This is a genomic window from Gillisia mitskevichiae, from assembly GCF_003634585.1.
Taxonomy (GTDB): Bacteria; Bacteroidota; Bacteroidia; order Flavobacteriales; family Flavobacteriaceae; genus Gillisia; species Gillisia mitskevichiae.
In genome coordinates, this window is record NZ_RBLG01000004.1 from 158081 (window position 1) to 170508 (window position 12428).

10 protein-coding genes are annotated in these 12428 nt (G+C 33.0%); 6 read left to right on the plus strand and 4 right to left on the minus strand.

Annotated elements, in window-relative coordinates:
• Positions 1-162 precede the first annotated feature (162 nt).
• On the minus strand, positions 163-2553 hold the full coding sequence (locus BC962_RS13360; protein WP_121346523.1) for a S9 family peptidase: 2391 nt from the start codon (positions 2551-2553) through the stop codon (positions 163-165).
• Positions 2554-2740: 187 nt separating this feature from the next.
• Between BC962_RS13360 and BC962_RS13365 the strand changes: the two genes are divergently transcribed.
• Complete coding sequence (locus BC962_RS13365; RefSeq protein WP_121346524.1) at positions 2741-3256, plus strand: adenine phosphoribosyltransferase; 516 nt, start codon at positions 2741-2743, stop codon at positions 3254-3256.
• 98 nt (positions 3257-3354) lie between these two features.
• Here the strand turns inward: BC962_RS13365 and BC962_RS13370 are convergent, their stop codons facing one another.
• The 3 genes from BC962_RS13370 to BC962_RS13380 form a co-directional block, all read right to left on the minus strand.
• Positions 3355-3507, minus strand: coding sequence for a hypothetical protein (locus tag BC962_RS13370; RefSeq protein ID WP_026839551.1), 153 nt, complete (start codon positions 3505-3507; stop codon positions 3355-3357).
• 165 nt (positions 3508-3672) lie between these two features.
• Complete coding sequence (locus tag BC962_RS13375; protein WP_121346525.1) at positions 3673-5661, minus strand: M56 family metallopeptidase; 1989 nt, start codon at positions 5659-5661, stop codon at positions 3673-3675.
• Complete coding sequence (locus BC962_RS13380) at positions 5661-6023, minus strand: BlaI/MecI/CopY family transcriptional regulator (RefSeq protein ID WP_121346526.1); 363 nt, start codon at positions 6021-6023, stop codon at positions 5661-5663. The genes BC962_RS13375 and BC962_RS13380 overlap by 1 nt, the downstream gene beginning before the upstream one ends.
• 138 nt (positions 6024-6161) lie before the next feature.
• Between BC962_RS13380 and BC962_RS13385 the strand changes: the two genes are divergently transcribed.
• From BC962_RS13385 to BC962_RS13405, 5 genes are all read left to right on the plus strand, one after another.
• Positions 6162-7103: a calcium/sodium antiporter gene (locus BC962_RS13385; RefSeq protein WP_121346527.1), complete on the plus strand. Its 942-nt coding sequence runs from the start codon at positions 6162-6164 to the stop codon at positions 7101-7103.
• A gap of 117 nt (positions 7104-7220) precedes the next feature.
• Positions 7221-9407 carry a glutamine synthetase III family protein gene (locus BC962_RS13390; RefSeq protein WP_121346528.1) on the plus strand — a complete coding sequence of 729 codons (2187 nt, stop codon included), beginning with the start codon at positions 7221-7223 and terminating at the stop codon, positions 9405-9407.
• Positions 9408-9548: 141 nt separating this feature from the next.
• Positions 9549-10727 (plus strand): AIR synthase related protein, encoded by a 1179-nt coding sequence (locus BC962_RS13395; protein WP_121346529.1) that lies wholly within the window; start codon positions 9549-9551, stop codon positions 10725-10727.
• Between the two features lie 177 nt (positions 10728-10904).
• On the plus strand, positions 10905-11552 hold the full coding sequence (locus tag BC962_RS13400) for a hypothetical protein (protein ID WP_121346530.1): 648 nt from the start codon (positions 10905-10907) through the stop codon (positions 11550-11552).
• A 141-nt stretch (positions 11553-11693) separates the two neighbouring features.
• Entirely contained in the window at positions 11694-12398 is a 705-nt protein-coding gene (locus BC962_RS13405; RefSeq protein ID WP_121346531.1) for a hypothetical protein, read from the plus strand.
• The last annotated feature ends 30 nt before the right edge of the window (positions 12399-12428 follow it).

Below are 12428 nucleotides of genomic sequence, written 5' to 3' on the forward strand. Positions count from 1 at the left end.
TATTATTTATATGATGGCCCTAAATGTATAAAAACAATTTGACCTATATCTCTTCCAAGAATTGATTATATTCAATGTTGTCTGTTATTTTTCTTCTCTAATAAATTAAAAAGTCAACACTTAAAATTGTTGATTTTTTAAAGAAGGGATTTACAAACTTTATTACTTGGCTAATAAGGTCTCATTAAACAACTTTAAAATCCTCTTATATTCATCTGTCCAGCTACTAGGTTCTACAAAACCATGACTTTCTACTGGATACAAAGCCATTTCCCAATTATCTTTCTCCAACTCTATTAATCGCTGGGCTAACCTTACTACATCTTGAAAATGCACATTGGTATCTACCATTCCGTGAGCGATCAAAAGATTTCCTTTTAGGCCTTCAGCAAAATAAATAGGAGAGGAGCGTTTATAAGCAATAGGATCTTCTACAGGGGTATTTAGAATATTAGATGTGTACCCGTCATTATAATGAGCCCAATCTGTTACCGACCTTAATGCTGCTCCAGATTTAAAAGTGTCACTTTCATTGAACATTGCCATAAGTGTAATAAAGCCACCATAACTGCCTCCATAAATACCGACTTTCTCTTTATCTATTCCATGCTCTTCAATCAAATAGTGTGCACCATCTACATTATCAGATAAATCTTTCCCGCCCATGTGTCTATAAATAGCGGTTCGCCAATCTCTTCCGTAACCTGCACTTCCACGATAATCCATATCTAAAACAGTGTATCCAAGATCTGTTAAAAGATTATGAAACATGTATTCTCTAAAATAGGAAGACCACCAATTATGCGCGTTTTGTAGATATCCCGCACCATGAACAAAGATCACGGCAGCTCCATTTTTTACATCATCTTTAGGCTTATATAATCTTGCCGGGATCATAGCTCCATCTTCTGCTTTTACTTCTATTCTGCTAGGTGCTCTCCAATTGTAGGCGTTAAAAGCCTCAGATTTGCCTTTGGTTAATTGAACAGGTTTATTATTGGTTCCAGTTTTTTTAAGGTATAATTCCCAAGGCTGATTGCTCGTAGAATACAGTATTGCCATGTGCTTTTCATCTGGAGAAAGTTTAACTTCATTATTTCCAGCCATGCTTGTTAATTGGGTCATTTTGCCACCCATAGCAGGCATTTTATAGAAATGACGTTCTCCGGCATCAATTTCAGAAGTGGTTAAAAACCAACTTTTTCCATCATTGGATAATTGCGGATCGAACACCTCATATTCTCCAGAAGTTAAGGCAGTTTTCTTTCCGTTATCAGTATTCAGTAAATATAAATGGGAATAACCGGATTCCTCAGATTGAAAATAAATGTGTTTGTTATCTGGCAACCAGCCTAGAGTACCGCCGCCATAAGAATAACCAATTCCCGGTCCGTTTATCCAAGCTTCATCTCGCTGTCTATCTAAACTTTTTAGAGTTCCATTTTCCAAGTCTAAAAGAGTGATCCACCTATCTTTATTATCGTGAGAACGAACATTTACAATAGCTTTTTCACCATTATCAGAAAAATTGGCTCCCCATGCGATTACATCTCTAGGTTCCTCTTCCCATTCCTTATCTGGATAATCACTTACATAGTCGGGTAGGTCTGAGATTCCCGGGAGCTCATCAGATTTCACTAAATAAACAGTGTCTTTTGCAAAATTATAGACAGCAAGTTCCACTTTACTTATATCGTCTCCTACTTTAGATCTAGTATTTAGGTCTACGGTATAACCCGATGCATCTAAATAATTTGGGACAATCGTATTCTTATTATCTGTTCTGGTTATAAGGTTGAATGTTGCATATTTAGAGTTAGGCGACATTTGTAAATTGGTAATAAATCGTTTCCCAGTATAAAAAGTAAAGGCTTCTTTTTTAAACTTACTATCATAAGCCTTACTGGAATCTTCTTTTTGCTTTCTTTCTAAAACCACTTCCAATAAGCTTAAATTATCTTCTTCCAGCCATTTTTCCTTTTTCGATAGATCTTTAGTATCATTCGTTTTGTCTTCACCGCTTTTAATTGAAGTCAGTTTTTTTACGCTTCCTTTTTTTAGATTGTAGAGATATAAATTATCTTCTAATTCGAAAGAAACCAAGTTTTCATTTTGTTGGAAATTCGGATTGGATATTGATTTTCCTAACTCTAATATGGTTTTGGAGGATCTGTCTTTTGCTGAATAAAGCATTAAATTACCATCTTTAATAAAGATCTTTTGAGAATGATCTTTATTATAATCTCCACGAGCAGAGACTTTATTTTGCTGCTCTAAAGAGGAAACTTTTTCAATACTGGATTGGTTAGACAATTGGATCTTATAAAGAGAATCTGATGGTTCTTTTTGTAAATTATAATCAAAATAGATCGTTTTGCTGTCTTCACTCCAATTAATATTAGAAGGAAAAGTTCCCATCCACGTAGGATCCTGCATTATTTTTTCTACTGAAAGATCACTGCTTTGAGAAAATCCAGAAGAAGTGATTAACGTGAAAAAGAAGAATAAAGAAAGAGATTTGATCTTGAAGATATTCAATTGAAGGATTCTCATAGAATTATGGGTAAATGCTACTTGCTAAAAGAGCGAATAATGATTAGAATAAATTGAGTTAGCAATATAATTAAAATTTCATAGGCCTTGTGTAAGCTGGAAGTTGAAATATTTCAGTTTGTTAACCATACTTAGCTGCTTTATTAAATTCATATGGTTATTTTTATAGGATATAAAATATTCCTTCATGACCGATTTAAGTAAATATATTCGAGAGATCCCTGATTTTCCTAAAGTAGGAATTCAGTATAAAGACATCACTCCATTATTACAAAGCCCTGAAGCCATTAAGGAAGCTGTCGCTCAGTTTTTAAAACTTATTGGCAATGAGAAAATAGATAAAGTGGTAGGGATAGAATCTCGCGGCTTTTTATTTGGAATGCTTTTAGCCGAAAAGCTTAATGCCGGGTTTGTACCTATAAGAAAACCGGGTAAACTCCCTGCCGAAACTTACTCTGAAGTATATGAATTGGAATATGGAAAAGACACTTTGGAAATTCATTGTGATGCAATTAAAAAAGGAGAACGCATAATTTTGCACGATGATGTTTTAGCCACAGGAGGTACAGCGAGAACTGCGTGTAATTTGGTTAAGAAAATGGGTGCAGAAATCGTGCAGTGTAATTTCTTGATAGAGTTGGAGTTTTTAAATGGCAGGAATAAATTAAGATCCTATCCCGTAGAATCCTTGCTTAAATACTAATCCAACAATATATTTTGGAAAATCCTTGAAGCTGGTCTCAAATTTTAAATCACATTTCGGAACCCTATTATTCATAAACACTATTAAATGCTTTAAATTTAATCTAATGCCTTTTTAGTAACCCAAAGTTTCCAACCGAAAACTGCCAATTGAATTTTACTTGCTTTTTGAAGATCTAAGCGTTTTTTGGTATAACTAGGCAATACTTTTTGATTGATCTTAGACAATGTTTTAAAAAAGTGATTTTTCATAAAAACTTGATTGGTTGGTTTTATCCAAAGATATTTAAAATCAATCAATTGTAATGGTGTTTCGTGATGCTTATTAATAAAGGAAGTTGAGATTAATCGAAGAATTAATACGATTAATCTCAACTTCACTAAATAATAACCAGATCAAATTCTAGACTTTTCTTATTACTCTTTTTTCAAGGTGATCTTAATTACCCCATTTTCAGCTTTCTCTCCATATTCTTTTACTGCAGCATCAGATTTTAAAACCATCATGCTTTCTATAGTCTTTGGATCTATAGAGTTTAAATCGAAATCCTCTTTTTGTATTTCATCATCAATATAAATTAATGGTATTTCATTTGCATTTTCAAAAACGAATTTAGTATTATTAGAACCCGCAGATTTCGCTACATGAACTATAGGAGCTTTTCTCTTTGTGTTTTTTAAATTAGATTTGGTGCTCATTTCTATAGCTCCTCCTTTAGCCGTTTTGCCATATTTTGCAACAGCGACTTCTCCTTTTAGCACATTTACATATTTAATACTTTTAGCAGGAATTTTATCTGCTTTAAAATTTTTAGGCATGACTTCTCCATCTATTACTATAATGTAATCTCCTTTCTTATCTGAAATTACTTTTACATTTTTACTTTCTTTTTTATTTAAATTATATACCTGCATGCTATCTGCAATTTTGAAACTTTTATTTGAAGAAACACTATCTTTTTCTATCCATGTTATTCTATTCCCACCTTTGGAATTTACATTTATGACTTGTCCTTTTCCGCTAATAGAATCGAATTCTGTTACAAAATAATGAACCTTATTCCCAACTTTAAATGAAGCATTAGATGGCGTTGTGAAAGTTACTTCCTCCATTGTACCGTCCGCAAGATTAGTTTTCCAGATTATATTTTTATCTTTTGTAATGGAATCTATTGTTATAGGTTTGGAATTTTTTACAATTATAAATTCATTAATTTCATTCGTAGATGGTTTAGAACGAAATTCAATATTAAAATCTTCAGACAACCTGATTTCAATATCATCTATTGGAGCGTCACCGTTTTTATTGAAATTTCCAGATTGACCAGATTTTTCGATTTCATATTTAATATTGATTCGGGTTAAAAGCCCTTCTTTTGAAAATTTCAATTTTTTGAATTTGAGTTCTACTCCCTGTTTTTCGAATTCTCGAACCACTTCTTCTAATTGCTCTTTTGTAGAATTTTTTGTAATAATGGCAGATGCCAGTTCATCTGGATAAAATTGAACATGATCTAAAACAACTTTAGAAACTCGTTTTACCTGAGCCTCTGTCTTTACATTAAAAGTGAGCATAAATGCTAGCAACAGTGGGAAAATTAAGCTCATCTTAGAGATATTGCTTCGGCTGGAAGATTTCTTGTTTAACATAAGTATTCGTTTTTTGATGAATGATTGATAAAAATGATTAACTAATACGTTTTGATATTGATTTGTACTAACTTTTACTAAGACATGTTGATATTCTTGGATACATCCAGAGGCTTTCGCGGTTTCAGAATCTGCAATAAATTCTAGATTTTGCTCTACAGCTTTCTTATAATACCAACTTATTGGATTAAACCATAAAACCGCCGTAATAAAATTGGAGAAAAGCATGTCTATAGAATGAAATTGCCTGGCATGGACCTTTTCATGAGTTAGCATAAGTTGTATTTCATCCTCTTCTATATTCTCAGGATTTATAAAAATATATTTGAAGAAGGAAAAAGGTCCAGATTTGTCTGGGGTTTTAATAAACTTAAACTTCTCCTCTTTATGAATTTTGCTGAAATGGATCATTTTTAAGATCTGGAATATTCTGAAGCTAAATCGTAAAAGGAAGAAAACAGTAATGATTACATAAAATATCCCCACGATCGTCCACCAATTTGTTTCTGGAGATTCCTGGGTTGTTACCAAATTAGAATTTATGCTGGGTGCAGTGTAGATCGTTTCAGGCACATTAATAAACACCTTTCTTGTAAAGTATATTACAGGTAAAACTGCAGAGGTAAAGATCCCTATTAATAAGAATTTTCTATTTGCTATAAATGAGGTGTCATTTTTTAGCATGACTATATAAAGAATATAAAAGAGACTAATAAGGCCAGCACTTTTCAGAATATAGACTAATAGACTTTCCATTATTTTTCCTTTTTTTCTATAATTGCCAAGATCTCTCTCAATTCTTCAGCAGAAATTTTTTCTTCTTTCGCGAAAAAGGAAACCATACTCTTGTAAGAATTATCAAAGAATTTTTTAGTAGCCGTATTCATAAATTGCTTTCTATAAATCTCCTTTGATACCGCGGGATAATATTGATGAGTTTTTCCGAAAGCGGTATGTGCAACATATCCTTTGTCTTCAAGATTTCTAATAATGGTAGAGACGGTATTATAATGTAAATTCTCCTCGGTCAACTCGGCTTGCACTTCTTTTACGAAGGCTTTTTCTAGCTTCCATAAAATATGCATAATCGCTTCTTCTTTATTGGTCAATTTCTCCATAGTCCTACTTTTTCAAAATAAGTTTAAAGTGAAAACCAAATATAACGATAAAAATAGTTATAAACCTATTTTTGTAGTTTGAGAATTGCATTGTGCAGCATTCGTAACTTTCTTTATCTTCGCAACAAAATGAGATAGATGAGTATACTTTATATATTAATTGGGTTTGTATTGCTAGTTGTAGGAGGAGAGTTTTTGGTGAGATCCTCTGTAGCTATTTCTTTTAAATTCAATATTTCAAAGATGATAATTGGGTTAACAGTAGTTTCCTTTGCTACTTCTTTGCCAGAGCTTTTAGTTAGCTTGCAGGCAGCGTTATCTGGGTTTTCAGATATTTCGCTGGGAAATGTAATAGGCTCTAATATTGCTAATATTGGTTTGGTTTTAGGGATAACTGCGATTATCTCCCCATTAATTATAGATAAAGATTTTTATAAGTTCAATTGGCCCATAATGATGTTCTTTTCTTTCGCATTGTATTTTTTCCTATACACAGGAGGGAATATCTCTAGAATAGAAGGAGCTGCTTTATTTATAGGTATTATTATATATGTGTTATTTCTTATCCAACGAGCTAGAAAGAATAGGATAGAAGTAGAAGGGATAGATGAATCTTTAAAAGTAACTTCTGGTTTTAAGATAATAATCTGGCTATTAATTGGTGGGGTGGCACTTTACGGAGGATCAGAATTGTTGGTATCTGGAGCTGTAGATCTTGCTGAAATGATTGGCGTGAGTGAACGTGTGATCTCCGTAAGTATTATAGCCGTAGGAACGAGTATTCCCGAGTTGGCTGCATCGGTTATTGCAGCACTAAAGAAGGAAAAGGCTATCTCGTTAGGGAATTTAATAGGTTCCAATATTTTTAATATCGCTTCGGTGTTGGGAATAACTGCACTTATACAACCTATATATTTAAAATCTGAAGAATTACTTACTAATGATATTTTCTGGATGTTAGGTTTTTCCTTTGTGCTAATTCCTTTAGCTTTTCTTCCAAAGAGGTTTAGTATTTCCAGATATAAAGGAATAATTCTTTTCGTTGCCTATGTTATTTTTATTGGAATGGCATTTATGTAATCTACAGGGCTAAATCCTAAAAAAAGTTAAATAAATATTTTTTACCCCTAAAATTTAGGGGGTGTAATCTTAAAAAGTATATTTTTGTCGAAGTAATTTAAAATTAAACGACACCACATGGCAATTTTAAGATTTCAGGCATTAAAAGAAACATTAAATAGAAAACCGGTAAAGATCGAGGAGACTGATCGTAGATCTGAGCTTTTTGGTAGAAATGTTTTTAACGAGACAGTGATGAGACAGTTCCTAACTAAGGAAGCTTATCAGAGTGTAAGGGATGCTTCCCTTAAAGGGACGAAAATTAGCAGAGGTGTAGCCGATCATATTTCTACCGGGATGAAGGAATGGGCGATCTCTAAAGGAGTTACTCATTATACTCACTGGTTTCAGCCATTAACTGGTGCTACTGCAGAGAAACATGATGCTTTTTTTGAAACTATTGGTGACGGATTAGCAATTGAAAAATTTGGTGGAACTCAATTAGTTCAGCAAGAACCAGATGCATCTAGTTTTCCTCATGGGGGAATAAGAAATACTTTTGAAGCCAGAGGATATACCGCCTGGGATCCTACATCTCCCGCATTTATTTATGGAACTACCTTATGTATTCCTACAGTATATGTTTCTTATACTGGTGAAGCATTAGATTATAAGACACCTTTATTAAGAGCTTTACAGGCTGTAGATTCAGCTTCAACCGCAGTATGTAAATACTTCGATAAAAATGTGACTAAAGTTATTGCTACTCTTGGATGGGAGCAGGAATATTTCTTAATAGATTCAGCATTATATGCATCCAGACCAGATCTACAACTTTCTGGAAGAACTTTATTGGGACATTCCCCTGCAAAAGGACAACAATTAGACGATCATTATTTTGGATCTATTCCTAGCAGAGCTTTGGCTTACATGAGAGATCTAGAGATAGAATGTATGTTATTGGGAATTCCAGTAAAAACAAGACATAACGAAGTTGCCCCAAATCAGTTTGAGTTAGCTCCTATCTTTGAAGAAGCTAACCTTGCAGTAGACCATAATTCATTATTGATGGATCTAATGGACAAGATTGGAGAGAGACATAATTTTAAAGTGCTTTTCCATGAGAAGCCGTTTGCAGGAATCAATGGAAGTGGGAAGCACAATAACTGGTCTTTAAGTACAGATACCGGGACTAACTTATTGAGTCCTGGAAGTACTCCAATGAAGAATTTACAATTCTTAGCGTTCTTTGTGAATACTATTAAAGCCGTTCATGATCATGAAGAATTATTAAGAGCGACAATTGCAAGTGCATCCAACGATCATAGATTAGGAGCTAACGAAGCGCCACCTGCAATTATTTCAGCTTTTATAGGAAGTCAATTAACAGATGTTTTAAATGAACTTGAAAAGGTTACAGACGGGAAATTATCTCCTCAAGAAAAAACCGATCTTAAGTTAAACGTAGTTGGTAAGATCCCTGAGATTTTACTTGATAATACAGACAGAAACAGAACTTCGTCTTTTGCATTTACTGGGAATAAATTTGAGTTTAGAGCAGTGGGTTCTACTGCTAACTGTGCAAATGCGATGACGGTTTTAAATACTATAGTTGCTAAACAACTTAAAGATTTTAAGAAAAGTGTTGATGCCTTAATAAAAGATAAAGGCATGAAGAAAGACGACGCTATCTTTAATATTTTGAGAGATTACATTAAAAAGTCTAAGAAAATTAGATTTGAAGGTGATGGATATGCAGATGCATGGCAGGTTGAAGCTGAAAAACGTGGGTTAAGTAATCATAAAACAACTCCACAAGCTTTAAAAGCAAAGGTTTCTAAGCAAACTATCGACTTGTACAAGGAGATGAAGGTGATGAACAAGAGGGAAGTAGAAGCCCGTCATGAAATTGAGCTGGAAGATTACTCTATGAGAATCCAGATAGAAGGAAGAATTTTAGGTGATATTGCAAGAAATCATGTAATCCCAACATGTATTCGTTATCAAAATGTGTTAATTGAAAACGTACGTGGTTTGAAGGAGATCTTTGAAGAAAACTTTAAAAAGCATTCTAAAGAGCAAATTGGAATTATCGAAGCAATATCTGGACATATCGAGCATATAAATGCAGATGTAAGCAAAATGATCGAAGCTCGTAAAGCAGCGAATAAGATTGAAGATGCAGAGAAAAGAGCATTTGCTTATTGCGATAACGTGAAACCATTTTTCGAAGAAATAAGATATCACTGTGATAAATTAGAGTTATTGGTAGACGATGAGATCTGGCCTCTAACTAAGTATAGAGAGTTGTTATTTACTAGATAACATCTATCAAAATCTGTATAAAACCACATTTTTCAGTTATTCTGAAAAATGTGGTTTTTTTATTACCTCATAATTATAGAGCTAAGTCAGGATAAAAAATCAAAAGAATGTATCTTTGCAATCTCATAAAAAAGGAGCTTCATGAGTCAGGAAATTAGTAAAAGATATGCCGGAAGAGGTGTTTCTGCAGGAAAAGAAGATGTTCACAACGCAATTAAAAATGTGGATAAGGGATTATTTCCGCAGGCTTTCTGTAAAATTGTTCCAGATCATTTAACGGGCGATGAGGATTATTGCCTTATTATGCATGCAGATGGCGCAGGTACAAAGTCTTCTTTGGCTTATATGTATTGGAAAGAAACTGGAGACCTTTCTGTTTGGAAAGGGGTGGCTCAAGATGCACTTATCATGAATATAGATGATCTTTTGTGTGTGGGAGCAGTAGACAATATTATGCTTTCTTCTACTATAGGAAGAAACAAAAACCGCATACCTGGAGAAGTTATTTCAGCTATAATCAACGGAACAGAAGACTTGCTAAAAGATCTTAAAGGTTTTGGAGTAGAAATTCATTCTACTGGTGGAGAGACGGCAGATGTGGGAGATCTAGTTCGTACGATTATCGTAGACTCTACAGTTACTGCCAGAATGAAGAAAAGTGAGGTAATAGATAATGCAAATATTAAACCTGGAGATGTTATAGTTGGGTTAGCTTCTTTTGGTCAAGCAACTTACGAGAAAGAATATAATGGAGGGATGGGAAGTAATGGTCTTACTTCTGCAAGACATGATGTTTTCTCTAAGATTCTAGCTGAAAAATATCCTGAAAGTTTTGATAATAGTATTCCTGAAGAACTTATATATTCTGGGTCTAAAACTTTAACTGAGGAAGTAGAAAATTCCCCATTAAACGCTGGTAAGTTGGTTTTATCTCCAACCCGAACTTATGCTCCAATAATAAAGAAGATCCTTTCTAAATATTCTAACAAAGATATCCACGGAATGGTGCATTGTAGTGGAGGAGCACAAACGAAAATCCTTCATTTTATAAAAGAGCTCCACATTATAAAAGATAACTTATTTGAGGTTCCACCCTTATTTAAATTAATTCAGAAGGAAAGCAAGACCGATTGGAAAGAAATGTATCAGGTATTTAATATGGGACATCGCATGGAACTTTATGTGAGTGAAAAGATAGCAGAGGAGATCATTTCTATATCAAAATCTTTTAATGTAGATGCTCAAATCATTGGTCGGGTTGAAGCTTCAAATAATAAATCTCTTACTATTAAGAGTGAGTTTGGAGAGTTTAACTATTGATTTCTCTCCACTTTAGAACGTTTTTGCTAAAATGTTGTATTTTACATTAAGTGAAATGTATTTCTTTAAGCGCGAAAAAAAATATGTGCTTAGATCTATGAATGATCAACTATGAAGCCTTACAAGCATTTTTTACTCATTACTACGCTCACTTTAATTGTGATTAACCTTGGGGTTATGATCAATTTAGACGAAGTAGTGAGTCGTTGGGTGAGATTTGCATCTATGCTTATCTTTTTCTTACTATTTATATCCCCATTATATTATAAACAGGGAGGTCTTTTAGTTTTTACGCTCTTATTATTTTCAGACGGTCTACTCATAAATTATGAAGATCCGGTTATTAATGCATTGATCTTTATTGTACGTGCTGTAATATATTTAGCTTTAATAAGATTAGTATTTACTCGTTTAAAACAACTTCAAACCAATTTATTTCAGAAGATTATTTTTACTATTGCAATAGGTATGAATTTGTACTTATTATACCTACTTGCAGATATGGTGCCTGTTGGACAATCTTATTCTTTTATAGATATTCTATTTTATCTCTATGGTTTAGCTGTAATAGTATGTGTTACGGCTGCAGTTTCTTTTAGTAACAGATATGCTAACAGAGCTTCAATATTTTTTTTAGGTGCAGTTTTAAGTTTGGCATTTTCAGATCTCACTTATTTTATAGCGTTTAACCTTGGGTTTTCAGAATTCTTTATGGTAGACAGGGTTTTTAATATTTTAGGAATTGCTTTTTTACTTCAATTTATGTTTTTAGAAAGACTGGAAAACATAGATGCAAAAAGTGATTTGGATGACCAGCATAGCTAATGGTAGCAATTAAGTAAAATTTTAATCTGTTGTTCTAAAGCAATTGAAGCTTAACTAACTGTTTTATTTTTAGTTTTATCTGTATATCACAGAGATAATATTATTTTTACCTCAAACTAGAGACATTTCCTCTTCTATTAAATGAAAAACCTCAAAACTATACTTGTTGTAATTGGAGTTATTCTTTTACTCACCAATTTTTATATTATCCTAGAGTTTGGATTATTAGAAAGCAGGTGGTTACGTATTATTGGAACCTTAATTTTATTTTCTATTTTTCTTGTTGGGGTTAAGCGTAAAGAGCCGTTTTTAATTCTTGGATTCACTTCGCTATTAGTTTCAGATATTTTACTTCTCAAATATGAAATACCTTGGGTTAAAAAGCTAACCTTTGTTATAGTTATAATAGCTTATTTGTCTTTCATGAATCATATAAGACCTTATGTGAAAAACCTAGAGGCAACAGTAGTTCAGAAAGTGTTATTTGTGGGGGTATTGGGAATAAATATAGTGATGCTTTATTTGTTAATAGATATGGCTGGCACTAAATGGGATGATTCCTGGCATATATTTTTGTTCTACGTATATGGTATTGCCATGATTGCAATGGTAATACTCGGGTTTTCTTATTCAAACAGATATAGTAATAAATCTTCTTTTTATTTCTTATGGGCGGTTTTAGGCTTAGTTATATCAGATATTTCAGGCTTTATGTCTTATTACTTGAATGTTGAAGAATTTTTCTTTCCAGATAGAATGTTTTATATTATTGGCTTGTTGTGTTTAGTAAAATTTTCTAGAATGGATAAAAATAGAGATATGTTAGAATCCTACAAATTTCTTTAAAGAAGTATTATTCAAATTGAATAGTTACTA

What these genes read in the sequence shown, in the direction of transcription:
- BC962_RS13400 (WP_121346530.1), top strand. Translation starts at nt 10,905, where the DNA reads ATGATCAATTTAGACGAAGTAGTGAGTCGTTGGGTGAGATTTGCATCT.
- BC962_RS13365 (WP_121346524.1), top strand. Translation starts at nt 2,741, where the DNA reads ATGACCGATTTAAGTAAATATATTCGAGAGATCCCTGATTTTCCTAAA.
- BC962_RS13380 (WP_121346526.1), bottom strand. Translation starts at nt 6,023, where the DNA reads ATGGAGAAATTGACCAATAAAGAAGAAGCGATTATGCATATTTTATGG.
- BC962_RS13385 (WP_121346527.1), top strand. Translation starts at nt 6,162, where the DNA reads ATGAGTATACTTTATATATTAATTGGGTTTGTATTGCTAGTTGTAGGA.
- BC962_RS13370 (WP_026839551.1), bottom strand. Translation starts at nt 3,507, where the DNA reads ATGAAAAATCACTTTTTTAAAACATTGTCTAAGATCAATCAAAAAGTA.
- BC962_RS13405 (WP_121346531.1), top strand. Translation starts at nt 11,694, where the DNA reads ATGAAAAACCTCAAAACTATACTTGTTGTAATTGGAGTTATTCTTTTA.
- BC962_RS13395 (WP_121346529.1), top strand. Translation starts at nt 9,549, where the DNA reads ATGAGTCAGGAAATTAGTAAAAGATATGCCGGAAGAGGTGTTTCTGCA.
- BC962_RS13375 (WP_121346525.1), bottom strand. Translation starts at nt 5,661, where the DNA reads ATGGAAAGTCTATTAGTCTATATTCTGAAAAGTGCTGGCCTTATTAGT.
- BC962_RS13390 (WP_121346528.1), top strand. Translation starts at nt 7,221, where the DNA reads ATGGCAATTTTAAGATTTCAGGCATTAAAAGAAACATTAAATAGAAAA.
- BC962_RS13360 (WP_121346523.1), bottom strand. Translation starts at nt 2,553, where the DNA reads ATGAGAATCCTTCAATTGAATATCTTCAAGATCAAATCTCTTTCTTTA.